Origin of the sequence: Novosphingobium sp. SG707, assembly GCF_012275515.1 — a bacterium.
In the GTDB taxonomy this organism is placed as follows: domain Bacteria; phylum Pseudomonadota; class Alphaproteobacteria; order Sphingomonadales; family Sphingomonadaceae; genus Novosphingobium.
Map to the genome: position 1 here is coordinate 109,116 of NZ_JAAZQL010000008.1, position 23,718 is coordinate 132,833.

At 64.6% G+C, this 23,718-nt stretch carries 26 protein-coding genes; 16 read left to right on the forward strand and 10 right to left on the reverse strand.

What is annotated here, in order from left to right:
* Nucleotides 1-81 precede the first annotated feature (81 nt).
* Both FHW92_RS19965 and FHW92_RS19970 read left to right on the forward strand, forming a co-directional pair.
* Nucleotides 82-1,320 carry a murein transglycosylase A gene (locus FHW92_RS19965; RefSeq protein WP_168605041.1) on the forward strand — a complete coding sequence of 413 codons (1,239 nt, stop codon included), beginning with the start codon at nucleotides 82-84 and terminating at the stop codon, nucleotides 1,318-1,320.
* On the forward strand, nucleotides 1,317-1,904 hold the full coding sequence (locus tag FHW92_RS19970; protein ID WP_168605042.1) for a Smr/MutS family protein: 588 nt from the start codon (nucleotides 1,317-1,319) through the stop codon (nucleotides 1,902-1,904). The genes FHW92_RS19965 and FHW92_RS19970 overlap by 4 nt, the downstream gene beginning before the upstream one ends.
* A gap of 65 nt (nucleotides 1,905-1,969) precedes the next feature.
* Here the strand turns inward: FHW92_RS19970 and ahpF are convergent, their stop codons facing one another.
* The 4 genes from ahpF to aroC all read right to left on the reverse strand — a co-directional run bounded on the left by ahpF (nucleotide 1,970) and on the right by aroC (nucleotide 6,255).
* Nucleotides 1,970-3,553: an alkyl hydroperoxide reductase subunit F gene (gene ahpF, locus FHW92_RS19975; protein WP_168605043.1), complete on the reverse strand. Its 1,584-nt coding sequence runs from the start codon at nucleotides 3,551-3,553 to the stop codon at nucleotides 1,970-1,972.
* 245 nt (nucleotides 3,554-3,798) lie between these two features.
* Nucleotides 3,799-4,362, reverse strand: coding sequence for an alkyl hydroperoxide reductase subunit C (gene ahpC / locus FHW92_RS19980; RefSeq protein ID WP_168605044.1), 564 nt, complete (start codon nucleotides 4,360-4,362; stop codon nucleotides 3,799-3,801).
* A gap of 167 nt (nucleotides 4,363-4,529) precedes the next feature.
* A complete protein-coding gene (locus FHW92_RS19985; RefSeq protein WP_168605045.1) occupies nucleotides 4,530-5,117 on the reverse strand; it encodes a hypothetical protein in 588 nt (195 codons plus the stop codon).
* Between the two features lie 55 nt (nucleotides 5,118-5,172).
* Nucleotides 5,173-6,255 (reverse strand): chorismate synthase, encoded by a 1,083-nt coding sequence (gene aroC, locus FHW92_RS19990; protein ID WP_168605046.1) that lies wholly within the window; start codon nucleotides 6,253-6,255, stop codon nucleotides 5,173-5,175.
* A 60-nt stretch (nucleotides 6,256-6,315) separates the two neighbouring features.
* Here aroC and FHW92_RS19995 point away from each other — a divergent pair, with 60 nt between their 5' ends.
* The 4 genes from FHW92_RS19995 to FHW92_RS20010 all read left to right on the forward strand — a co-directional run bounded on the left by FHW92_RS19995 (nucleotide 6,316) and on the right by FHW92_RS20010 (nucleotide 8,129).
* Nucleotides 6,316-6,609 (forward strand): antibiotic biosynthesis monooxygenase, encoded by a 294-nt coding sequence (locus FHW92_RS19995; RefSeq protein ID WP_349237724.1) that lies wholly within the window; start codon nucleotides 6,316-6,318, stop codon nucleotides 6,607-6,609.
* A 66-nt stretch (nucleotides 6,610-6,675) separates the two neighbouring features.
* A complete protein-coding gene (locus FHW92_RS20000; RefSeq protein WP_168605048.1) occupies nucleotides 6,676-7,023 on the forward strand; it encodes an arsenate reductase in 348 nt (115 codons plus the stop codon).
* Between the two features lie 3 nt (nucleotides 7,024-7,026).
* Nucleotides 7,027-7,614 (forward strand): nicotinamide riboside transporter PnuC, encoded by a 588-nt coding sequence (gene pnuC, locus FHW92_RS20005; RefSeq protein ID WP_168605049.1) that lies wholly within the window; start codon nucleotides 7,027-7,029, stop codon nucleotides 7,612-7,614.
* Nucleotides 7,611-8,129 (forward strand): ATP-binding protein, encoded by a 519-nt coding sequence (locus FHW92_RS20010; RefSeq protein WP_168605050.1) that lies wholly within the window; start codon nucleotides 7,611-7,613, stop codon nucleotides 8,127-8,129. The genes pnuC and FHW92_RS20010 overlap by 4 nt, the downstream gene beginning before the upstream one ends.
* Before the next feature lie 185 nt (nucleotides 8,130-8,314).
* On the opposite strand, the gene ubiG is transcribed toward FHW92_RS20010, so the two are convergent.
* On the reverse strand, nucleotides 8,315-9,043 hold the full coding sequence (gene ubiG / locus FHW92_RS20015) for a bifunctional 2-polyprenyl-6-hydroxyphenol methylase/3-demethylubiquinol 3-O-methyltransferase UbiG (RefSeq protein WP_168605051.1): 729 nt from the start codon (nucleotides 9,041-9,043) through the stop codon (nucleotides 8,315-8,317).
* Between the two features lie 94 nt (nucleotides 9,044-9,137).
* Here ubiG and FHW92_RS20020 point away from each other — a divergent pair, with 94 nt between their 5' ends.
* Nucleotides 9,138-10,376 carry an aspartate kinase gene (locus tag FHW92_RS20020; protein ID WP_172249357.1) on the forward strand — a complete coding sequence of 413 codons (1,239 nt, stop codon included), beginning with the start codon at nucleotides 9,138-9,140 and terminating at the stop codon, nucleotides 10,374-10,376.
* Nucleotides 10,377-10,642: 266 nt separating this feature from the next.
* On the opposite strand, the gene rnhA is transcribed toward FHW92_RS20020, so the two are convergent.
* Genes rnhA through ispH form a run of 3 tightly spaced genes read right to left on the reverse strand, consistent with a single transcriptional unit; the run spans nucleotide 10,643 to nucleotide 13,044 of the window.
* On the reverse strand, nucleotides 10,643-11,086 hold the full coding sequence (gene rnhA / locus FHW92_RS20025) for a ribonuclease HI (protein WP_168605053.1): 444 nt from the start codon (nucleotides 11,084-11,086) through the stop codon (nucleotides 10,643-10,645).
* Nucleotides 11,083-12,057 (reverse strand): homoserine kinase, encoded by a 975-nt coding sequence (gene thrB, locus FHW92_RS20030; protein ID WP_168605054.1) that lies wholly within the window; start codon nucleotides 12,055-12,057, stop codon nucleotides 11,083-11,085. The genes rnhA and thrB overlap by 4 nt, the downstream gene beginning before the upstream one ends.
* 12 nt (nucleotides 12,058-12,069) lie before the next feature.
* Complete coding sequence (gene ispH / locus FHW92_RS20035) at nucleotides 12,070-13,044, reverse strand: 4-hydroxy-3-methylbut-2-enyl diphosphate reductase (protein WP_168605055.1); 975 nt, start codon at nucleotides 13,042-13,044, stop codon at nucleotides 12,070-12,072.
* A 94-nt stretch (nucleotides 13,045-13,138) separates the two neighbouring features.
* Here ispH and FHW92_RS20040 point away from each other — a divergent pair, with 94 nt between their 5' ends.
* From FHW92_RS20040 to tatC, 9 genes are all read left to right on the forward strand, one after another.
* The gene (locus FHW92_RS20040; protein WP_168605056.1) at nucleotides 13,139-13,792 is read left to right on the forward strand and encodes a hypothetical protein; all 654 of its coding nucleotides are present in this window, start codon (nucleotides 13,139-13,141) and stop codon (nucleotides 13,790-13,792) included.
* A 76-nt stretch (nucleotides 13,793-13,868) separates the two neighbouring features.
* A complete protein-coding gene (gene argS / locus FHW92_RS20045) occupies nucleotides 13,869-15,626 on the forward strand; it encodes an arginine--tRNA ligase (protein WP_168605057.1) in 1,758 nt (585 codons plus the stop codon).
* Nucleotides 15,627-15,629: 3 nt separating this feature from the next.
* Nucleotides 15,630-16,676, forward strand: a complete 1,047-nt coding sequence (locus tag FHW92_RS20050; RefSeq protein WP_168605058.1) for a hypothetical protein — start codon at nucleotides 15,630-15,632, stop codon at nucleotides 16,674-16,676.
* Between the two features lie 44 nt (nucleotides 16,677-16,720).
* Nucleotides 16,721-17,737: a beta-N-acetylhexosaminidase gene (gene nagZ / locus FHW92_RS20055; RefSeq protein WP_168605059.1), complete on the forward strand. Its 1,017-nt coding sequence runs from the start codon at nucleotides 16,721-16,723 to the stop codon at nucleotides 17,735-17,737.
* Nucleotides 17,734-18,528 (forward strand): ScpA family protein, encoded by a 795-nt coding sequence (locus tag FHW92_RS20060; RefSeq protein ID WP_168605060.1) that lies wholly within the window; start codon nucleotides 17,734-17,736, stop codon nucleotides 18,526-18,528. Before nagZ ends, FHW92_RS20060 begins: the two co-directional genes overlap by 4 nt.
* The gene (gene scpB / locus FHW92_RS20065) at nucleotides 18,525-19,118 is read left to right on the forward strand and encodes an SMC-Scp complex subunit ScpB (RefSeq protein ID WP_168605061.1); all 594 of its coding nucleotides are present in this window, start codon (nucleotides 18,525-18,527) and stop codon (nucleotides 19,116-19,118) included. The genes FHW92_RS20060 and scpB overlap by 4 nt, the downstream gene beginning before the upstream one ends.
* Nucleotides 19,119-19,219: 101 nt before the next feature.
* Nucleotides 19,220-19,465, forward strand: coding sequence for a twin-arginine translocase TatA/TatE family subunit (locus FHW92_RS20070; protein ID WP_168605062.1), 246 nt, complete (start codon nucleotides 19,220-19,222; stop codon nucleotides 19,463-19,465).
* A gap of 44 nt (nucleotides 19,466-19,509) precedes the next feature.
* Complete coding sequence (tatB, locus tag FHW92_RS20075; RefSeq protein WP_168605131.1) at nucleotides 19,510-19,956, forward strand: Sec-independent protein translocase protein TatB; 447 nt, start codon at nucleotides 19,510-19,512, stop codon at nucleotides 19,954-19,956.
* A gap of 3 nt (nucleotides 19,957-19,959) precedes the next feature.
* Nucleotides 19,960-20,751: a twin-arginine translocase subunit TatC gene (gene tatC / locus FHW92_RS20080; protein ID WP_168605063.1), complete on the forward strand. Its 792-nt coding sequence runs from the start codon at nucleotides 19,960-19,962 to the stop codon at nucleotides 20,749-20,751.
* Nucleotides 20,752-20,983: 232 nt separating this feature from the next.
* Here the strand turns inward: tatC and FHW92_RS20085 are convergent, their stop codons facing one another.
* Nucleotides 20,984-22,684, reverse strand: coding sequence for an amidohydrolase (locus tag FHW92_RS20085; RefSeq protein WP_168605064.1), 1,701 nt, complete (start codon nucleotides 22,682-22,684; stop codon nucleotides 20,984-20,986).
* The gene (locus FHW92_RS20090) at nucleotides 22,681-23,589 is read right to left on the reverse strand and encodes an NAD(P)-dependent oxidoreductase (protein ID WP_168605065.1); all 909 of its coding nucleotides are present in this window, start codon (nucleotides 23,587-23,589) and stop codon (nucleotides 22,681-22,683) included. The genes FHW92_RS20085 and FHW92_RS20090 overlap by 4 nt, the downstream gene beginning before the upstream one ends.
* Nucleotides 23,590-23,718 lie beyond the last annotated feature (129 nt).

Sequence of the window (23,718 nt, forward strand, 5' to 3'; positions counted from 1 at the left end):
CGCCAAGGCGTTCGCCCCGTTTGCCTGTGCCAAAGGGCCGGGCATGGAATGCGCCAAAAGGCGAATCTGGTGGGGACGATTATGAATTTGAGGCAGTCGCGAATCGGCGCGGCGCTGGCTGGATTGCTGTTGCTTGAGGCTTGCGCCCGCATCATTCCCGGCCCCCGTCCGCCCGTTACGCCCCCTCCGCGCCCGGTTCCCACCACGCCCGTTCCCCCGCCAAAGCCGGTGGTGACCGCACTGGATGTCGGCGTGCATCGCGGGCCGGATCTGGCCTCTTTCGCGCTGAGCGACGGGACGGCGCAGAGCGCGCTGGCCTCTTTCCGTGAAAGCTGCCCCAAGCTGATGGCGCGCCCGGACACCAGCGGGCTGACCCAGCGTGGCGATTGGCAGGATGTCTGCGCGGCGGCCTCGGGTTGGCCCTCGTCGGATGCGGCGCGGTTTTTCCGCTCCCGCTTCGAACTGGCGCAGGTCAGCGATGGAGCGACTTATGTCACCGGCTATTACGAGCCGGAAATCGCGGGCAGCCGCACCCGCCAACCCGGTTATGACGTGCCGGTCTATGGCGTGCCGCGCGATTTGGTCCATGCCCGCCCTGGCGATGCGCCGATCAAGCCCAACGGCCAGACGCCCTTTGGCCGCTATGACGAGAACGGGGTGTTCCAGCCCTATTTCGAACGCGCCGAAATCGATGATGGAAAGCTGGTGGGCAAGGGGCTGGAAATTGCCTGGGCGGCCGATCCGGTGGAGTTCTTCTTCCTGCAGATTCAGGGTTCCGGGCGGTTGCGCGGGCCGGACGGGCGGGTGATTCGCATTGGCTATGCCGCCGACAATGGCCAGAATTACACCGGCATCGGCACCATCATGCGGCAGCAGGGCCTGCTGGGCAATGCGCCGGGACAATATCCGGGTTCGATGCAGGGCATCATGCAATATATCCGCGAACATCCGCAGGATGGCATGTCGCTGATGCGCCAGAACAAGAGCTGGGTCTTCTTTCGCGAATTGACCGGCGACGGGCCGATCGGCGCGATGGGCGTGCCGGTGCGGCCCCATGTCAGCGTGGCGGCCGATCCGCTGTTTACGCCGCTGGGAGCGCCGGTCCTGATCGCGGCCGATCCGGCGCTGGCCAATGCGAACAAGGTCAACGGCCTGTGGGTGGCGCAGGATACCGGCGGGGCGATCAAGGGGCCGAACCGCTTTGACAGTTTCTGGGGGGCAGGCGACGAGGCAAGGCGCATCGCGGGCGGTATGCTGGCGCGTGGCCGCGCCTATATCCTGCTGCCCAAGGGTACGCTGGCGCGGCTTGGGGTGCGATGAGGGCGCCGTTCTCCCTGCGTGGCGGGCGCAGGCTGACGCCGGAAGAAGAGGATCTGTGGCGCCGGGTGGCCGATACGATCGAGCCGCTGGAGCCGCGCCGCAGGGTTGAACCCAACTTGCCGCCGCCGGTTGTGCCCGAGGCCCCGCCCCTGCCGCCGAAGCGGATCAAAGGCCGCGTCCCGCCCTCTCTGCCGCCGCCCGCGCCGCCACCGGCGCCCACGCGTCCGCTGGACCGGCATGGGCTGGACGGCGGATGGGATAAAAGGCTGAGCAAGGGGCAGGTGGCCCCCGATTTCACGCTCGACCTGCATGGCGCCAATCTGGAAGGGGCCTATCAGCGCCTCGATCACGGCCTTGCTCTGGCGCTGGCGCAGGGCGCGCGGGTGGTGTTGCTGATTACGGGGCGCGCGCGTCCGGCTCCCGGCCCGGCGGATCGTGGATCGCATCGCGGGGTGATCCGGGCCAAGTTCCTCGACTGGCTGGTCCATGGCTCGCATGCTTCGCGCATCGCCGCTGTGCGGGCGGCGCATCCCCGGCATGGGGGCGCGGGGGCGGTGTATATTATTTTGAAGCGGGGGAAGTAAGGGAAGGGGTTGCCTCCGGCGGGTTAAGGGACTTGGTCCCTTAACCCGCCGGAGGCATAAACCTCTTATTCAACCCCTTCCAACACCGGCGCCGGCGTGCGGATCAGATAATCGAACGCCGACAGCCCCGCCGTTGCCCCCGCGCCCATGGCGATGACGATCTGCTTATAGGGCACGGTGGTGCAATCGCCCGCCGCGAAGACGCCTGGCACGCTGGTCGCGCCCTTGGCGTCGATCTCGATTTCGCCGCGCGGGCTCAGGGCGAGGGCGCCTTTGAGCCATTCGGTGTTGGGTACGAGGCCGATCTGGACAAAGATGCCTTCGAGCTCGACCGTGTGGACCGCGTCGGCGTTGCGGTTTTTATAGGTCAGGCCCGTCACCTTGGCGCCATCGCCCAGCACTTCGGTGGTCAGCGCGCTGGTGATTACGTCCACGTTGGGCAGCGAACGCAGCTTGTCCTGAAGCACCGCATCGGCGCGCATCGCGCTGTCGAATTCGATCAGCGTGACATGGGCGACGATGCCAGCGAGGTCGATGGCCGCCTCGACGCCCGAATTGCCGCCGCCGATTACCGCCACGCGCTTGCCCTTGAACAGCGGGCCGTCGCAGTGCGGGCAATAGGCCACGCCCTTGTTGGCATAGTCCTTTTCGCCCGGCACATTCATGTTGCGCCAGCGCGCGCCGGTGGACAGCACGATGGACCGCGCCTTGAGCACACCGCCATTGGCCAGCTCGATCTGGTGATAGCCGCCTTCGCGCTCCGCCGGGATCAGCTTTTGCGCGGTGGCTAGGTTCATGATGTCGACATCATAATCCTTCACATGAGCTTCGAGCGCGGCGGCCAGTTTCGGGCCTTCGGTGTGGGAAACCGAGATGAAATTCTCGATGCCCAGCGTGTCGAGCACTTGCCCGCCGAAACGCTGTGCCGCGACACCCGTGCGGATGCCCTTGCGCGCGGTATAGATGGCCGAGGCAGCGCCTGCGGGGCCGCCGCCGACAACCAGTACTTCGAACGGCTCTTTGGCGTTGACCGCTTCGGCGGCCTTCGCTTCGGCGCCCTCGTCCAGATCGGCGACGATCTCCTCCAGCGTCTTCTTGCCCGACAGCCACATCGCACCATCCTTGAACACGGCGGGCACAGCCATCACGCCGCGCTCATCGACTTCGGCCTGATAGGTGCCGCCCTCGATCAGGGTTGCGGAGAAGCGCGGGTTCTTCAGCGCGATCAGCGTCAGCGCCTGCACCACGTCGGGGCAATTGTGGCAGGTCAGCGAGAAATACATCTCGAAATTATGGGTGCTGGTCAGGCTTGTTACCTGATCCAGCACCTCTTGCGACACCTTGGGCGGGTGGCCGCCGGCCCAGAGCAATGCCAGGACCAGCGAAGTAAACTCATGCCCCATCGGCAGACCGGCAAAGCGCACGCGATTATGCGCATTCGCAACGGGGCTGATGGTGAAAGAAGGGACGCGCGCATTGGTTCCATCGAAGCGCGCCGAAACCTTGTCGGACAGCGCGGCGATGGCCTCGATCAATTCGCGGGTCTGAGCCGATTTGGCATCGTCGCCAAGGCTGGCGACAAGCTCAATCGGTTCACGCAGCATCGCGAGATATTGTTTGAGTTGGGCGGACAGGTTGGCGTCGAGCATCGGATTTGATCCTTCGGAATTTAGAAATACGAGGGGCGCGGCCCCTCGCGCTCCCTTTACGTCTCCCGACGAAAGGGCAGCTTATCAGGCAACGCTATGTATAAAAGGCCCCGCGGTGCAGCAGCCATAAAAGCCTCCGGCGGTGCGATCCAGCCGCTCGGGGGCTGCTAATCGCATATCTTTCGCCGGGAGACGTATTGGGGGTGAAGGGGGTGTAACACCCCCTTCGATAACCTACTTCAAAATCAGATCTTGCCGACCAGATCGATCGAGGGAGCCAGCGTTTCGGCGCCTTCTTCCCACTTGGCGGGGCAAACCTGACCGGGGTGTTCCTGCCAGTACTTGGCGGCCTTGATCTTGCGCACCAGTTCGGCAGCGTTGCGGCCCACGCCTTCGGGGGTCACTTCGACGAGCTGCACCACGCCTTCGGGATCGGTCACGAAGGTGCCGCGATCAGCCAGGCCCACGCCTTCGCGCAGGTTGTTGAACTGCTTGGTCAGGTCATGGTTCTGGTCGCCGACCAGGAAATATTCGATCTTGCCGATGGCGGGCGAGGTATCGGCCCATGCCTTGTGGCTGAAGTGGGTGTCGGTCGACACGCCGTACACTTCGACGCCCATGGCCTTGAGGTTGGCATATTCGTTCTGGAGGTCTTCCAGCTCGGTCGGGCACACAAAGGTGAAGTCGGCCGGATAGAAGAAGAACACCGACCACTTGCCCTTGATGTCGGCGTCGGTCACGTCGACGAAAGCGCCGGCCTTGTAGGCGGTGGCGGTGAAGGGCTGGATCGAATAGCCGATAAGCGACATGGGATAAGCTCCGTCGTTTGCCCAGTTTGTATCTGGGGTTGTTGAAACTGTTGAAGCGGAGATAGGCACTGATGGCGCAAATGCGAAGTGCGGATTCCCGATTAATCACATTGGGAATAGCGATAAGTCGGAGGCGATAGGTACGGTTTGATCGATTTATCCGATCATCAATCCTGCTTGCGCAGGTTCAGGTCCCAAGGTTTGTCGCCGCCCGATGCGCATTGCCCGGTCACCATGCGCCCATCGCCCGACAGCATGCCCGAGCAATCGCCGCTCTGGCCGTCGGCATCGACGACATAATGCCATGCGACATGCCTTCCCTCGATCCGGCCCTTGCCTGACCCGGTCCGGGCGCCATTCTCTATCGTGTCATAGGTCAGGGTCTGGCCCGTCTGGGCAAAGCGAAAGCTGAAACCGTCCCCGCTGCTCCACAGGCCGGTCATCGGGGCGGCGGCACCAGGGGATGGGGCCGGGGAGGATGGCAGCAGCGGCTGAGCCGTGGGGGCATTTTCCGGGGCGGGAGTATGATCCGGTTCGGGCGCATTGGCGGATGACTGCCCGGCCATCATCGTAGCCGTGCCAAACCCGACCGCCGAAAGCAGCAGTCCGCCAAACACCACCAATTTGATCGAATCGCCCGACCGCCGAAAAAAGCTGAGCGCGATCATGGCGATCACCAGCACCAGCAGAGAAAGCACGCCCAGCGGGCTGACCGCCGCTGCCGCGATCACTTTGGGAAAATCGAGATTGCCCATGGCGCATACCCCCGGCCCAAGACCGGGGGCAAGCTAACCCAGACAGCAGCCCGGCTCAAGCGCGGGGAGCGGAAACCTGTCCACGGTCGATCAGCTTCTGATCGGCCAACACCAGCGCCATCATCGCCTCGACCACCGGCACGCCGCGAATGCCGACGCAAGGGTCATGGCGGCCCTTGGTGCGGATTTCGGCGGCCTCGCCTTCGTTGTTGATGGTGGGCACCGGGATCAGGATCGAGCTGGTCGGCTTGAAGGCCACGCGCACCACGACCGGCTGGCCAGTGGAAATGCCGCCCGCGATGCCCCCTGCATGGTTGGCCTCGAACACGGGCCGCCCATCGGGGCCGGGGCGCATCGGGTCGGCGTTCTGTTCGCCGCGCAAGGTGGCGGCGGCAAAGCCATCGCCGATTTCCACGCCCTTGACCGCATTGATGCTCATCATCGCGGCGGCCAGTTCAGAATCGAGCTTGGCATAAAGCGGCGCGCCCCATCCGGCGGGCACGCCATAGGCCACGCATTCGACAACAGCGCCGATGGACGAGCCATCCAGCCGCGCCTGATCGACGATCGCTTCCCAGCGCTGGGCCGCTTCGGCATCGGGGCAGAAGAAGGGGTTGGCCCGGATCTGAGCCTCGTCGAAATTACCCATGTCGATACGGTCATCGCCGATCTGGCTGACATAGCCCACGATCCGCACCTCCGGGATCACCAGACGCGCCACGCCGCCCGCCGCCACGCGCGCGGCCGTTTCGCGCGCGCTCGACCGCCCGCCGCCGCGATAGTCGCGGAAGCCATATTTGGCGTCATAGGCATAATCGGCATGGCCGGGGCGGTAGGACTTGGCGACCTCGGAATAGTCCTTCGACCGCTGATCGGTGTTCTCGATCATCAGGCTGATCGGCGTGCCGGTCGTCTTGCCTTCAAACACGCCCGAGAGGATCTTGACCAGATCGGCCTCGTTGCGCTGGGTGGTGAACTTGCTCTGCCCCGGACGGCGCGCGTCGAGGAAGGGCTGTATCCACTCCTCGCTGATCTCCAGCCCCGGAGGGCAGCCGTCAACAACCGCGCCCAGCGCGGGCCCGTGGCTTTCGCCCCAGGTGGTGAATCGAAAAAGGCGGCCAAAGGTGTTCCAGCTCATGGCCGCGCTCTTTGGCGATTGTGGGCGGGAAAGTCCACTGTTACCCATGCGCCCATGTATATGAACGTGTTTCGCAGCCGGAAACGGGCTGATTACGACGCCGCCGCCTATGCCGCCGACGCTGCGCGCATGGACGAGTTGGCGCGGGCGCAGCCGGGCTTCCTCGATTACAAAAGCTTTGCCGCCCCCGATGGCGAGACGGTGACCATCTCGGTCTGGGAAAGCGTCGAGGCTGCGCGAGCATGGGCGCGCCACCCCGAACACCGCGAGGCACAGGCAAGGGGGCGGGAGGCATATTATGCCGAATACACGGTTTATTCCTGCGACGGGGCGGTCGAGCGTCGTTTTCCGTGAAGGAAAGCATTGCCAAACCCGCCGCAACGGTGCTTTGGCCCGGCTCTACTTATCCAAGGAATTTCCATGACCATCACCCTCTACGGTATCCCCAATTGCGATACCGTCAAAAAAGCGCGCAAGTGGCTGGAGGGTAATGGCGTCAGCTATGCTTTCCATGATTACAAGAAGGCGGGCGCCGACAAGGACAAGCTGACCAACTGGATCATCGAGGCCGGGCTGGACAAGATCCTGAACCGCGCGGGGACGACGTTCAAAAAGCTGCCCGAGGAAATCCGCGCGATGGTCGATGAAAATCTGGCTGTCTCGCTGATGGTGGAGAACCCCTCGATGATCAAGCGGCCCATCGTGGAATACAAGGGCGGCCTGCTGGTGGGCTTCAAGGCCAGCGAGTGGGAAACGGCGCTGCGGTAAATTATGGGCGAGAGCTGGTATTCAACCCTTGAATGGGTGGCCGCCGCGCTGGGGCTGGTCAATATCGTGCTGCTCGTCCGGCGCTCGGTATGGAACTATGCCTTTGGCATGGCGATGGTGGCGATCTACGTCTTTGTTTTCCTTGAAAAGCGCCTCTATGCCGAAAGCGGGCTTCAGGTGTTTTTCTTTGCTGCCCAAGGCTGGGGCTGGTGGCTCTGGGCCAAAAGCAGGCGAGCGCACAGCAAGGGGGAGAGGGACGAGGTGCCGGTCGGTTGGCTCAGCCCGTTCAGCCGCATCGTCTGGGCGCTGGTCACGGCCGCGCTCAGCCTCAACCTCGGCTGGGCGATGGCGCGCTTTACCAATGCGGCGATGCCCTTTGCCGATTCGGCGGTGACAGGGGCGAGCGTTGCCGCGCAGATCCTGCTCGGCCTGCGCCGGACCGAAAACTGGGTGCTGTGGATTGCGATTGATGTGGCTTCGGTGGCGCTCTACATCAATCGCGGGCTCTATCCCACGGCGGCGCTCTATGTCGGCTTTCTCGTCCTTTCGGTGCTGGGCCTGCGCGAATGGATGAAGGCCGGGCGGGCATGATCCGCATCTGCTTCCACGGCGCGGAAAGCACGGGCAAATCGGTGCTGGCCGAGAGGCTGCGCCAAAGGTTCGGTTGGCCATGGGTGACCGAATATGGCCGCGAATATGCCGAGACCCACGGCACGGATTTCACCATGGACGACCTGCTCGCCATGGCACGGGGTCAGAACGAAGCCATGCTGCGCGCCAGCGAAGCGCGGCCCCCGGTGCTGATCCTCGACACCGATCCGTTGATGACCGCCGCTTGGGCGCAAATGCTTTTCGGTCGCGCTCCGCAAGAACTCTTCGCCTATCCCAAGGCCGACCTCTACCTCCTCTTCTCGCCCGATGTACCATGGGTGGCCGATGGCACGCGCTTTTTCGGCACCGATGAGGCGCGGGCGCGTTTCGCCGCCGTCGCGGAGGAGATGCTGGTGCGGGCCGGGGTGCCCTATGCCCGGATTGAGGGGGATTGGGAGGAGCGGGAGGCGCAGGTGGTGGAGGCGGTTAAGGTTAGGATGCCTCCGGCGGGTTAAGGGCGGGGCCCTTAACAATCCCGATACTGTCTATGTCGCGCCATGGGTTCGGCCTTGCGCCACGCCGCCGCGCCGCAGGCTATAAAACCGCTTTGCGGAACAGCGCTCCGACGCCAATATGGCGCCACCCAGTAATGGGATTGCAAAGGGATCGAGTCCCTTTGCCCGCCGGAGGCAAAACTCCCTTAAACCGCCTTCTTCGCCGTCAGAATATAATTCAACGCCATATCATCCGACAGATGCAGACCCTTCAAAGGATTCCACGCGATCCCCATCGGCTGGCCCACCTGCATGCCCAGATCTTCCAGCATCAGCGCCAGTTCGGGGGGCGTGATGAAGTCCTCCCAATGGTGGGTCCCGCGCGGGACCATGCCGAGACGCTCGGCCGCCTCGATCATCAGCCATTTGGACTGCGGCGTGCGGTTGGGGGTGGACAGGATCATCAGCCCATCATCCGCCATCGCCCCGATCAGCGCGCGCAGGAAGGCGGGCTTGTCGGCGACATGTTCGATCACCTCCATGCTGGTGACCAGATCATAGCCCGACAGGCCCAGCGCTCCGACATCGCCGCAGACGTATTCGATGGCCAGCCCGCCGCCCGCCGCATGTTCGCGCGCGGCGGCAATATTTTCCGCCGCCGCGTCCACGCCTGTTACGGCCGCGCCCAGCCGGGCCAGCGGCTCGCACAAAAGCCCTGCGCCGCAGCCCACATCGACCGCCCGCCGCCCCGCCAGAGGGCGCACAGAACGCGAATCGGCATGGAAATGCGCATCCACCGCATCGCGGATAAACCGCAGCCGAACCGGGTTCAGCCGGTGCAGCATGGCCGAGGAACCCTTGGGATCCCACCACTGAGCGGCCAATTTGCCGAAATGGGCGGCTTCCTCGGGGCGAATAGTCGTTGCATTGCTCATGGGACCTACCTAAAGCGCCAGCCCCAAGCGGGGCAAGTGCCTCGCGTGTAATTTTGTTTCAATTAAGGAGCCTGTGACCGTGGCCCGGATCGTCATGAAATTCGGCGGCACCTCCATGGCCGGCACCGAGCGCATCCGGCGCGTGGCGGGCATTGTGCGCCGTCAGCAAGAAGCCGGGCATGAGGTGGCGGTGGTGGTGTCGGCCATGTCGGGTGAAACCGACCGACTGGTAAACTTCTGCCGTGAAGCCAACGCGCTGTATGACCCCGCCGAATATGACGTGGTGGTGGCCAGCGGCGAACAGGTGACCAGCGGCCTTTTGGCGCTGACGCTGCAATCCATCGGCGCCAAGGCGCGTTCGTGGCTGGGCTGGCAATTGCCGATCCGCACCGATGACGCGCACGCCAAGGCACGCATCGAATCGATCGACACCGACGAGATCCTGGCCAGCATGGCGCGCGGCGAAATCGCCGTGATCCCCGGCTTTCAGGGCCTGACGGCGGACAATCGCATCACCACGCTGGGTCGTGGCGGTTCGGACACCTCGGCCGTGGCCGTGGCGGCGGCGCTCAAGGCGGATCGCTGCGACATCTACACCGACGTGGACGGCGTTTACACCACCGACCCGCGCATCGTCGCCAAGGCGCGCAAGCTCAAGAATGTCACCTATGAGGAAATGCTGGAATTGGCCAGCGTCGGCTCCAAGGTGCTTCAGACCCGCTCGGTCAGCCTTGCCATGAAGGAAAAGGTGCGCGTTCAGGTGCTCTCCTCCTTCATCGACGAAAACGCTCCTGCTGCTGATACACTGCCCGGCACGATGATCGTGTCCGACGAAGAACTTGAGGGCCTGGATATGGAACGCCAACTCATCACCGGCATCGCCGCCGACAAGAATGACGCCAAGGTTATCCTGACCGCCGTGCCGGATCGCCCGGGCGCCGTGTCGTCGATCTTTGGCCCGCTGGCCGAAGCCAACATCAACGTGGACATGATTATCCAGAACGTTGGCCGCGCCGATACGGACACAGACGTCACCTTCACGGTGCCCGCTGCCGACCTCGACCGCACCGTTGCCGTGCTGGAGGAAAACCGCGAAACCATCCGCTACGAAAAGCTCTCGACCGACCCCAAGGTCGCTAAGATCTCGGTCGTGGGCGTCGGCATGCGCAGCCACGCGGGCGTCGCGGCCATGATGTTCAAGGCTCTGGCCGATCGCGGGATCAACATCCAGGCGATCTCGACCTCGGAAATCAAGGTTTCGGTGCTGATCGATTCGGACGAAACTGAACTGGCCGTGCGTCTGCTGCATACGGCTTACGGGCTGGATGGGTAATCTGGTCGCTATGGGGCATTGATCGCTGCGCGATGGATGCCTCCGGCGGGCAAAGGGTCTTGGTCCCTTTGCAATCCCGTTACTGAAAAGCGCTCCTGCGGAAACGTGGGGGCGTTTTTCGTTGGGGGTAAGCCGCTTCGCGGGAAGAAAAGCGGGCGCCGCAGGCTTTAAAATCGCCACCGTGCGCCCGACACAAAACGCCAAACCACATGCACCCACGCAGACAGTAACGGGAGCGCGAGGGACGAGTCCCTCGCATTCATCCCTTACTTCTTCTTGCTCACCTCAACCGCCGCATCACTGGCCAGCTTATCCACGCGCTCATTTTCCGCATGGCCATTATGCCCGCGCACCCATTGCCAGTCGATCTTATGCGGCTTGGACACCAAAAGCATCTCGCGCCACAGGTCCTCATTGGCCACGGGCTCTTTCTTGGCATTGACCCAGCCGCGTTTCTGCCAGCCAAAGACCCATTGGGTGATGCCGTCGATCACATATTTGCTGTCGGTGCAGAGGCGCACCTCGCAAGGCTGGTTCAAGGCCGCCAGGGCGCGGATCACGGCGGTCATTTCCATGCGATTGTTGGTGGTCTGTGCCTCGGCGCCCACCAGTTCCTTTTCCCGCGCGCCCATGCGCAATAGGGCCGCCCAGCCGCCGGGGCCGGGGTTGCCCTTGCAGGCCCCGTCCGTAAAAATCTCGACTTGCTTCATGCCCCGAACACGCCCGGATTGGCGGCATAGAATTGCAGACGGCGGGCAAAGGCCATCGGGTCCTTCTTCACCACCAGCGCATCGGGCGGGGTGTTGATCCAGTCATAGGCGCGGGTGGACAGGAAGCGCATCGCCGCCCCGCGCGCCAGCACCGGCAAGGCGGCGATTTCGGCATAGGAGAGCGGACGCACCGATTCGTAACCGGCCAGCAGCGCTTCGGAAATGTCCGAGTTGAATTCCCGCCCGTCGCCCGAAAAACACCATGCCGCATGGGTCACCGCCACGTCATAGGCGATGATGTCATGGCACGAGAAATAGAAGTCGATCAGGCCCGTCACCTGATCCCCCAGCATCAGCACATTGTCGGGGAACAGGTCGGCATGGATGATCGAGCGGGGCAGGTCGGTGGGCCACTCGCCCTCGATCACGGCCATTTCGCGCGCCACAAGGCCCGCCAGAGAAGGATCGATCGAGGCCAGCCCCTCGACCCCGCAACCGTCGATCAGCCCGCGCCAACCTGCGAGGCTGAGATCATTGGCGCGGCTTTGCGGAAAATCGGCGGCGGCCAGATGCAGTCCGGCCAGCGCCGCGCCCACCGAGCGAGCCTGTCCGGGCGTGGGCTCGGACACCGAAACGCCGGGCAGGAATTCGATCAGCGTGACGGCCTTGTCGTCGATCCAGCGAAAGCTGGCGCCGCTGCGGTCATGGATCGTGCGCGGCACCGGGCATTTCTTGTCGGCCAGATGGTCGAGCAGGCCCAGGAAGAAGGGCAGTTCGGCCACTTCGGTCCGGCCCTCGAACATGGTCAGGATGAAGCGCTGCGGCCCCGATCCGGTCCCGGTGGTTTCGATCAGCCAGTTTGAATTGGACACGCCCTCGGCAATGCCCTTGGCCGAAACCAGCTCGCCCACGGAAAATTCGCCGATCAGCGCGGCCAGCGCTTCGGCGCCCAATTGTGTATAAACCGCCATTGCCGCCTCTATTCAGCCAGCCAGTTGGCGCGGCAGTTTGAAGATCATGTTTTCTTCGGTGGTGACCACCGTTTCCTCTTCGACCTGACGCCATTGGCCGATGCGGGCGATCACCTCGCGCACCAGTTCCTCAGGCGCGCTGGCGCCCGCCGTCAGGCCCAGCGTGTTCACCCCGTCGAGCCAGGAAACGTCGATTTCATCGGCGCGCTGCACCAGCCGCGAGGGCGTGCCGCTGCGGTCCGAAACTTCGACCAGACGCATCGAATTGGACGAATTGGGCGCGCCGATCACCAGCACCAGATCGCATTGCGGCGCAATCGCCTTGACGGCGGCCTGACGGTTCGATGTGGCGTAGCAGATGTCTTCGGCGCGGGGCGCGTGGATCTGGGGATAGCGGGCCTTGAGCGCCTCGATGATCTCATGCGTGTCATCGACCGAGAGCGTGGTTTGCGTAAGGAAACCAAGCGTGTCCTGCGTGGTGAAGGGCAGCTGCGCCACATCCTCGACCGTTTCGACCAGTGTCATGTGGCCTTCGGGCACCTGACCGAATGTGCCGATCACCTCGGGGTGGCCCTTGTGGCCGATGAAGATGATATGGCGGCCCGCCTCGATCTGGCGTTCGGCCTGACGGTGGACCTTGGATACCAGCGGGCAGGTCGCATCGAGCCATTCCAGCCCGCGCGCATCGGCCGCCGCCGGCACCGCCTTGGGCACGCCATGCGCCGAAAAGATCACCGGCACGCCATCGGGCACTTCGTCGAGTTCCTCGACAAAAATCGCGCCCTTGGCCTTCAGCCCGTCGACCACATAGCGGTTGTGGACGATTTCATGGCGCACATAGACAGGAGCACCATATTTGCGAATCGCCCGCTCGACAATTTCGATTGCGCGATCAACACCGGCGCAAAATCCGCGCGGCGCGGCAATCAACAGCTTGAGCGGCTGCAAAGAAATGGAATCGGCGGGGGCGGGAAAGGCGGTGTTCATACACCCGCCTCTAGCGCTTTGCGCCGCGCGCCGCTAGGGCAGCGAACAGGAATGTTGAAGGAACGAGTCTGTCATGCCCTTTCGTACACGCCGAATGAATGCCAAAGTTGCTTGCGGGGCGGGGCTGCTGGGCGCCATGGCTTTGCTGGCCGGGTGCAAGACGACTGGTGAACTGGTGGTGCAGGATGGCGTGGGCATCACGGCGGTGCGCTCGACCTGCCCGGCGGTGGGCATTGCCGATTACACGGGCGATATCACCACATTCCGTATCGGCGGCGGCCAGACCGCCGGCGCCATCGACCTGACCGGCGCGATCACCGATGTGCGCGGTCATTGCGACCCAAAAAGCAATCCGGTTGAGGCCAATGTGACCTTCAAGGTTCTGGCCACGCGCGCCGATGGGCGGGGCGAACGGGTGGTGAACCTGCCCTATTTCGTCACCGTGGTGCGCGGCGGCAATGTCGTGATCGCCAAGCGTTTGGGCACCGCGACGGTGCATTTCGCCGATGGCCAGACGCGCGGCGAGGTGATGGCCTCGGGCGGGGCGACGATCAACAAGGCCGACGCCACGCTGGACAGCGCGGTGCGCGCGCGTCTGCTCAAACAGCGCAAGGCGGGCGAGGCGGATGCCGCCATCGACCCGCTGACCGATCCCGAAGTACGCGCGGCGGTGGCCAAGGCTACCTTCGAGGTGCTGGTGGGCTTCCAGCTCACGCCTGAACAGCTTCAGTATAACGCCACGCGCTGATTTCCGGGGGGGCTTGGCGGCTCCCCTTATTTTTGCGGCCTTTCGTTTCCGGCGTAAATTCGCTAGGCGCGCTGGCATGACACAGCAAGCCGATAGCCAAGCCCCGATCTTTCACGCCTTTGCGGGCCATGTCGCCGCCGCGCTCGATGCGCTGGTGGCTGCTGGCCAATTGCCGGAGGGGCTGAACCGAGGCGCGGTGACGGTGGAAAGCCCGCGCGATCCGTCGCATGGCGATCTGGCCACCAATGCGGCCATGGTGCTGGCCAAGCCTGCGGGCACCAATCCGCGCGCGCTGGCGACCCTGCTGGTGGCCGAGCTGGAAAAGCTGGAGCAGGTGAAAAGCGCCGAAATCGCCGGGCCGGGCTTTATCAACCTGCGCCTGTCGGATGCGGCATGGCTGGGCGAACTGGCTCTGATCGGGGCGCAGGGCGGCGATTATGGCCGTTCGGCCGTGGGTGCGGGCACGACGGTCAACGTCGAATATGTCTCGGCCAACCCGACTGGTCCCATGCATATGGGCCATTGCCGCGGCGCGGTGGTGGGCGATGCGCTGGCCTCGCTGCTGGAATGGGCCGGGCATAAGGTCATCCGCGAATATTACGTCAATGATGCGGGCGCGCAGGTGCAGGTTCTGGCCCGCTCTGCCCATGTCCGTTACCGCGAGGCGCTGGGCCATCAGGTGGGCGAGATCCCCGAAGGGCTCTATCCGGGCGATTATCTGGTGCCGGTGGGTCAGGCTTTGGCCGAGGAATTCGGCGATAAATACGTCGAGGCGCCCGAAGCCGAGTGGCTGGCACTGTTCCGCGTGCGCGCCGTGGCCAAGATGATGGACATGATCCGCGACGATCTGGCGCTGCTGGGCATCGAACACGATCTTTTCTCATCCGAAGCGGAGCTTCAGGCGGCGGGCAAGCCCGAGGAGGCCGAGGCCTGGCTGCGGTCTGTCGATCTGGTCTATGACGGCGAGCTGGAAGCGCCCAAGGGCAAGCTGCCCGACGATTGGGAGCCGGTGGCGCTGCCCTTGTTCCGCAGCACCAAGTTTGGCGACGATCAGGACCGCCCGATCAAGAAGTCGGACGGTACGTGGACCTATTTCGGCGCCGATCTGGCCTATCACTATCAGAAGGCCCAGACCGCCGATGCGCTGGTCGATATCTGGGGTGCGGACCATGCCGGTACGGTCAAGCGCATCAAGGCCGCCGTGGCCGCGATGACCGGGCGCGATGGCGCGGCCAAGCCCTTCGAGGTCAAGCTGGTGCAGATGGTGCAATTGCTGCGCGATGGCGAACCGGTGAAAATGTCCAAGCGTTCTGGCAATTTCGTCACCCTGCGCGAGGTGGTCGAGGAAGTCGGCAAGGAAGTCGTGCGCTTCACCATGCTGACCCGCAAGCCTGAGGCGATGATGGATTTCGACTTTGCCAAGGTGGTCGAGGCCAGCAAGGACAATCCGGTGTTCTATCTGCAATATGCCCATGCGCGCATCTGTTCGACGCTGCGCAAGGGCGCGGCGGAAGGCTTTGCGCCTGCCGCTGCCGGGCTGGACCTGCTGGGCGAGGAAGAGCTGGCGCTGGTGCGCACGGGGGCGCAGTTCCCGCGTCTGGTCGAGGCCGCCGCGGCGGCGCGCGAGCCGCACCGCATCGCCTTTTTCCTGGCCGATCTGGCCGCCGCCTTTCATGCCTATTGGAATGTCGGCAATGACCGGCCCGACAAGCGGTTTATTGTGTCCGAAAACGGTACGCTTACGGGCGCGAGGCTTTTCTTGGCCTCGCAAATCGGGCAGATCATCCGCAACGGCCTTGCCATCCTTGGCGTGACCGCTGTCGAGGAGATGTAAGTCATGGCGAACGGTCAGGATGGGTTTGGGAGCCGGGGTAACGGGTTTGCCCAGCCGCCAGTCCAGCCATGGACCGATGCGGCGGGCGACGCGCAGGCGCGGGCCAGGGATCTGATCGGCCGCGCGCGCGATGCGGCTCTGGGCGGTGTGGGGCTTGGCGATGGGGCAACGCTGGCGGACAAGGCCGGCGTGCTCTCGCAAGAGGCCAGTGCCCATATGCAGGATGCCGAAACCCGCGCCCGGCAATGGTATCAGGACGCGCGCGAGGCTGTGCCCGGACGCGACGATGCCGCGCTGCATGGCGTGGACGAGGCGCTGGGCAATGCGCATTTTGATGACCATGACCGCCTGCCCTGGCTCGAATCGGACGATGACGAGGAATATGAGGGCGTCGACAGCAAGCGTGTGGCGGTGGCGGTTGCGGCCGGTCTGGCGCTGACGGTGGCGGCGGTCGGCGGCTTTTGGTATTTCACCCATCGCCCCGACAATGGCGTGCCTGTGGCCGATGGCAGCGTGATCGCCGCGCCCGCCGAAAGCTATAAGGAAGCGCCCAAGGATCCGGGCGGCAAGCAATTTGCCGGGACGGGCGATTCCAGCTTTGCCGTTTCGCAGGGGCAGGAACGCCCGGCGCAACTGGCGGGCGGTGATGCTGCGGCAGCAGCAGGCGCCAATGCGGCCGAGGCGGCGGCCTCGACGGCGGCGGCGGCCGGGGCCAGTTTCGCGGGCGGCGCGCCCGTGGCGGGCAAACCGGAAGCTGTGGCGGCGGCCAAGCCCGTGGCCGCGCCCAAGCCTGCGGCGGCGGCTGATAATGGCCCCACCGGCGGCGTGGTCCAGATCGCGGCCTATACCAGCGAGAGCGCGGCGGTGGCCGGGTGGAACCGGCTGGTGCAGGGGCATGAGATCCTGAAGGGCATGAACCACCGCGTGGTTTCGGCCAAGATTGATCTGGGCACGGTCTATCGCCTGCAACTGGTGACCAATGCCGGGGGCGGGGCGGGTCTGTGCGAACGGCTGAAGGCCGATGGTCTGCCCTGTCAGGTAAAGCACTAAGCGGATCTTGCGCGCAGGCGCCGTTACGTGCAACGGATGGCCGCATGATACCGGCGATTTTCGGCCTTTCCGGCCTGACCCTGACTGATGATGAGCGCGCTTTCTTTCGGGATTGCGACCCGGCGGGATACATCCTGTTTGGCCGCAATGTGGAGAGCCGCGCGCAATTGCGGGCGCTGACCGATGAATTGCGCGGCCTGCACGGGCGCGACGATCTGTTCATCAGCATTGATCAGGAAGGTGGACGGGTCGCGCGGATGAAGCCGCCGGTCTGGGCCAAGTATCCGGCCGGTGAGCCTTTTGCGCGGCTCTATGATGCGGCCCCTTCCAGCGCGATTGCCGCCGCGCGCGCCAATGCCGAGGCGCTTGGGCTCGATCTGGCGCAGGCGAGGATTACGGTCGATTGCTGGCCCTGCGTGGATGTGCGCGAACCGGGCGCGCATGATGTGATCGGCGACCGCGCGCTGGGCGAGGAGCCGATGCGGGTGGCCGCGCTGGGCCGCGCGATCCTTGAAGGGCTGGAGGCGGCAGGCGTCGCGGGCGTGATCAAACATATGCCCGGCCATGGCCGCGCCGGGGCCGACAGCCATCAGGAATTGCCCACCGTCCATGCCGATGCCGAGGCGCTGGAGCGCGATATTGCCCCTTTCCGCGCTCTGGCCGCGCGGGCGAAGATCGGGATGACGGGGCATATTCTGTTTCCCGCATGGGACGCTGATGCGCCCGCCACACAATCGCCGCGCATTATTTCGGACATTATCCGGGGGGCGATCGGCTTTGACGGTCTGCTGTTGACCGATGATATCGACATGCAGGCGCTCTCGGGCACGATTCCGGAACGGTCGGCGCGGGCGCTGGCGGCGGGCTGTGATCTGGTGCTCAATTGCTGGGCGCGGATGGACGATATGGTGGGGATCGCGCGGGCCTGCCCGACCATGGGCGAGCAAGGCGCGGCGCGTCTGGCGCGGGCAATGGAGGGGACTTTCCTTTCGCCCGCTTTGGCGCAGGAGCGGCAGGCCGAATGCATCGCCATGCGCGATGCGTTGCTTGGTTTGGTATGAACGAAATCGCGCTCCCGCCGGGCGAGGGCGCAGACTTGTTCACGGCACCGGCACGAGACGCGCTGATGCTGGAAATCGAGGGCTGGGAAGGGCCGCTTGATCTGCTGCTCGATCTGGCGCGACGGCAAAAGGTCGATCTGCGGCGGATATCGATCCTCGAACTGGTCGATCAATATATCGCCTATGTCGAGGCCGCCGAGGCGCTCAAGCTGGAGCTGGCCGCTGATTATCTGGTGATGGCGGCGTGGCTCGCTTATCTCAAATCCGCGCTGCTCTTGCCGAAGGAGGAGCAGGAAGAGCCAAGCCCTGAAGAACTGGCGCTGCGCCTGCAATTGCGGCTGCAACGACTGGCCGCGATGCGCGAGGCGGCGGCTAGACTTTTGGCGCGGGATCGGATCGGACGCGATGTGTTTCTGCGCGGCGCGCCGGAGGGGCTGCGCATTGGGAAAAAGGCCGTTTGGCAGGCCGATCTTTATGATCTCATCGCCGCCTATGGCCAGGTCAAGGCCCGCAACGCGCCGGTGGTCCATATCGTGCGCGACCGCAAGGTGATGACGCTGGATTCGGCGCTGGCGCGTATGTCGGCGATGCTGGGGGTGACGCTGGACTGGGTGGAATTGCGCGAATTCCTGCCCCCCGCGACGCAGGCGGAATGGAGCGATGAGCGCTTGCGCCGTTCCGCTTTGGCCTCCAGCTTTGTCGCCGCGCTCGAGCTGGCGCGGCAGGGGAGGGTGGAGATCGTGCAGGACCACGTGTTCGGCCCCTTGCGTTTGCGGAGTTTGAACGCATGAGCCCGCTGATCCGCGCGCTGGAGGCCGCGCTCTTTGCCGCGACCCAGCCGATGAGCGTCGAGGCGATCGCGCGCCATCTGGGCCAAGGCGAAGCGGCGGTGCGCGAGGGATTGCGGGAACTGGCCGCCCATTATGCCGGGCGCGGGGTCGAGCTGGTCGAGCGCGGCGGGCGCTGGCATTTCCAGACCGCGCCCGATCTGGCCCATCTGCTGCGCCCCATGCATGAGGAACCGCGCCGCCTGACGCGGGCCGCCACCGAATGCCTTGCCATCATCGCCTATCATGAGCCGGTTAGCCGGGCCGAGATCGAGGCGATTCGCGGCGTTCAGACCGCCAAGGGCACGGTGGACGTGCTGATGGAGGCCGGATGGGTGCGCATCGCCGGCCGGCGCGAGGTGCCGGGCCGCCCGGTGATCTATGCCACCACGCCGACCTTCCTTGCCGAGTTCGGTTTGGGCAGCCGACGCGACCTGCCCGGAATCGAGGAATTGCGCGCTACCGGCCTGCTCGATCCGGTCGATGAGGCCTATGACGCCCTGATGGGGCAAGGGGCGGTCGATCCGAACAGTGAGGAAGCGCTACGTCAATAAGCGGATGGGCTGGCGCAGCTGAAAGAAAGGGCCTAGATAGTATACAAATGCCCGCGTCGATGCATGAATCTTGGCTCGGCGGGTCACAAGGAGTTGGTATCATGGGTTTTGGGTCTGTCTGGCACTGGGTCATCGTTTTGCTGGTCGTGCTGGTGCTGTTTGGTCGCGGCCGCGTTTCGGACATCATGGGCGATTTCGGCAAGGGTATCAAAAGCTTCAAGGAAGGCATGGCCGACGAAACCGACCGTCCCGCAACGCCGCCCCCGGCCCAGATCGAAAGCAAGGGCGAGCCGGTCAAGCCTGCTTCGAGCCCGGTTGGCACCGAAGAAAAGACCGGCCAGAACTGAGCCTTTCTTACCTGTTCCTCGCAAGATTGGCCTGACGCACTGTGCTGTTTGACATTGCCCCTTCGGAATTTCTGCTGACGGCGGTGGTCGCCGTGGTGGTGATCGGCCCCAAGGATATGCCCCGCGCCATGCGCACGATCGGCAAATGGATGGGGACGGTGCGCCGTGTCTCGGGCCATTTCCGCTCGGGCATCGAAACCATGATCCGCGAGGCGGAAATGGAGGAGATGGAGAAGAAATGGCGCGAGCAGAATGAGGCGATCATGAAGGCCAATCCGCCAGAGGCTCTGCCCTTGGCGGCTGTGCCGCCCGAAGTGATCGCCCATGCGCCCAGCGAGCCTTTGGCGGAGGGCGAATTGCCGAGCGCCCAATTGCCGGGCGCCGAATTGCCCGTCGATCCCCATTCGGCCAGCGCGCGCGAACATGCCGCGCATCATCCGGCCCAACCCCACGATGGCCATGAACAGGTCGAAAAGGCCAAGGGCGAATAAGCGATGGCGTTTGAAATCAAGGATATCGACGAATCGCAGGCCCCGCTGATCGAGCATCTGGTCGAACTGCGCTCGCGTCTGCTCAAATCCATCGCGGCCCTGTTCGTCGCCTTTGGCATCTGCCTCTATTTCGTGAACCCGATCCTGGCCTTTCTGGTGCAGCCGCTGCGCGATGCGGCGGGCACCGGGGGCAAGCTGATCTATACCAAGCTCTATGAAGCCTTTTTCGTCGATCTGAAGGTCGCGCTGTTCGCCGCCTTCATGCTGGCCTTTCCGGTGATCTCGAACCAGATGTGGGCCTTTATCGCGCCGGGCCTTTATGCCAAGGAAAAGAAGGCTTTTCTGCCCTTTCTGATTGCCACGCCGGTGCTGTTCCTGTCGGGTGCGGCGCTGGCTTATTATGTGGTGATGCCCACAGCCTTCCGCTGGATGCTGGGTTTTCAGGGCAATCGCGGCGGGGTCCAGATGGAGGCGCTGCCCAGCGTCGGCGATTACCTCGGGCTGGTGATGCAGTTCATCCTAGCCTTCGGAATCAGCTTTCTGCTCCCCGTTCTGCTGTTGCTGCTCAACCGCGCGGGGATCGTGACGCGCCAGCAGCTTTCGGGCGCGCGGCGCTATGTGATCGTCGGGATCACGGTGCTGGCCGCCGTGCTGACGCCGCCGGACGTGGGCTCGCAATTGATGCTGGCCGTGCCGCTGATGATCCTGTTCGAAGGTTCGCTGGTGGTGATGTGGTTTGGGGAAAAGCGCGCGGCCAAGGCTGAGGCTAAGGGCGAGGTTGAGGTCGCGGGGTAAGAAGGTTTGCCTCCGGCGGGCAAAGGGCGGGGACCCTTTGCAATCCCTTTATGGGGTGCGTCGGGTTTGCAGACGTAGTTTTATGGTTTGAAAGCCTGCGGCGCGGAGAGGTCATTCCTATCCACGCCGCAGGCTTTATTTTTCAACGCTGCGTCCGACACTCAACGCCGAAGCCCATGCGCAACGAAGACAGTAACGGGAGCGCGAGGGTCTAGACCCTCGCATTCATCCCTTACTTCTTCCCCAACTCCCAAACAGGCTTACCCGCCACCCACGTCTGCAACACCCTGGTCCGCCGGATCATGTCCGCACTGTCGGTCATGGGATCAACATCGACCAGCACGAAATCCGCCTGCCAGCCCGGCCTCAACTGGCCCAGCTTCCCTTCGGCGAACCCGGCAAAGGCGGCGCCTGTGGTATAGGCGGCCAGCGCCTGCGTGCGGGTGAGTTTTTCCTGCGGCTGCCATCCACCGGCGGGCTGGCCGTCGGCGCCTTCGCGGGTGATGGCGGCGGCCATGCCCGCAAAGGGATCGGAAACCTCGACCGGCGCGTCCGAGCCAAAGGCCAGACGCGCACCGGCCTTCAGCATCGAGGCCCATGCATAGGCCCCGTTCAGCCGGTTCGGCCCCAGCCGCGCTTCGGCCATGATGCGGTCGCTGGTCTGGTGGATGGGCTGCATGCTGGCGATGATGCCGTTGCGGCCAAAGCGGGGGATGTCGGCGGGATCCACGATCTGGGCGTGTTCAATGCGCCAGCGCCGGTCGCCCTGATAGGTCTGCGCCACATCCTCGATGGCCGAGAGCAGCGTGGCATTGGCCGCATCGCCGATGGCGTGGACGGCCACCTGAAAATGATCCATGGCCGCACGGCTCATCAGGTTTTTGAGCTGCGTCTCGGTCAGGAAGGGCAGCCCGCTGGTCGCCGCATCGGCATAGGGCGCTTTGAGCCACGCCCCGCGCGAACCCAGCGCCCCGTCCAGATAGAGCTTCACGCCATTCAAGCGCAGCCGGTCGCCATAGAGCCAGGGCGTTGGCCCCGGCCCGCCGATCAGCACCGTGTTGGCGATGCCGTCGCCATAGGCCATGACGCGCATCTTCAACCGCGCCTCATCGCCCGCGCGGCGCATCGTCTGCCAGTCCTCGATGGAGGTACCCATGTCCGCCGCCGTCGTCACCCCGCGCGAAAGGAACAGTTCCTGCGCCTTGGCCAGCGCGGCATCGCGGTCTTCGGGCCGGGGGGGCGGCACGATCTTGGCCACCAGCGCCATCGCCCCATCGACCAGCACGCCGGCGGGCCGCCCTGGCGCCGCCTGAGCCTTGCCCGCCGGTCCCTTTTTGATGGCCGGGGACGCGGGCAGGCGTTCGATCCGCCCGCCGCTGGGGTCTTTCGTGGCCGCCGTCACGCCCGCGGCAGCAAGAGCCTTGGAATTGGCCCAGCCCGCATGGCCATCGACCCGCTCCAGCCAGACCGGGCGGTCATCCACCGCCACATCCAGCTCCGCCGCCGTGGGGAAGCGGCCCAATTGCCACAATTCCTGATTCCACCCGCGCCCGATGATCCATGGGCGGCCGGGAAATTGCGCGGCATAGGCGCGGATCTTGCCCTGCGCCTGCGCCAGCGAAGTGGTGTCCGACAGGTCGAGCGTGAGCGCCGCGATCCCCACACCCATCACATGCGCATGGGCGTCGATCAATCCGGGCAGCAGCACCGCCCCGCGCCCATCGGCGGCGAAATCCAGCCTTGTCGGGCGGGGATCATCCTCGTGCAGCAATTGCAGCACGCGGCCGTCGCGGTCGATGACGATGCCGTTGAAGCGCTCGACATTGCCCGCCGCATTGAGCGTCAGGCCCCGAACGTGATCGACCAGCGTATCGGCATGGGCCGACCCGGAGCACAGCAATCCCGCGACCAGCGCGGCAAAAGATAATCTCATCGAACCCCTCGTTTGGGCAGGCGGCGAAGAATGGCGCTGGTGTCCTGACGCCCGCCGCCCATGGCCTGAATGTCGGCATAAAGCTGGTCGATCAGCGCGGCCACCGGGAAGGACAGGCCCAGCCCGCGCCCTTCATCCAGCGCCAGCCCCAGATCCTTGCGCATCCAGTCGATGGCAAAGCCGAAGTCGAACCGCTCCTGCGCCATCGTGTGCCAGCGGTTGTCCATCTGCCAGCTTTGCGCCGCGCCCCCGCTGATCGCCTCATAAACCTTGTCGAGATCGAGATGCTCGGCCTGCGCCAGACGGAAGGCTTCGGCCAGCGCCGCCGTGACGCCCGCCAGCGCGAGCTGGTTGACCATTTTGGTGGCCTGTCCGGTGCCTGCCTTGCCGATATGCACGATGCGCCGGGCATAGGCGCTCATCACCGGGGTGGCGGCGGCCACGGCATCGGCCCGCCCGCCGCACATCAGAGTCAGCGTGCCCGCCTCGGCGCCCGCCTGCGCCCCGGTCATCGGCGCATCGACACAGCGGATTTCCTTGTCGCGCGCCTCCACCCCGATTTGCCGGGCGATGCGCGCCGACACCGTGGTGTGGTCGATAAACAAGCCTCCGGGATGAAGCGTGGTGAACACGCCCTGCGGCCCCAGCACCACCTCGGCCAGATCATCGTCATTGCCAACGCAAGTGATGACCACATCCGAACCATCGGCGGCGTCGGCGGCGTTGTTGGCCTCGCGCACCGGTATGTCGGGGTTGGCCTCGCGCCACAGCGCGATCCGTTTGGGGCTGCGGTTATACAGGGTCAGACTGTGTCCGGCATGGCCCAGATGGCGGGCAATCGGCCCTCCCATCACACCAAGTCCGATGACGGCAACGCGGCGAGGAGCAGAAGCAGGGTCGGTCATGCAGGCCGTATTAGCCGGTTTGTGCGCGAAGGGAATAAGGGAAGTGCAGCGCCGCACGATAAAGGCGGGGGGTGAGGCAAAATCCGCGCATAAACGCGGTTTCTTGGGAAAGGTTTTTCGGCTAGGGGC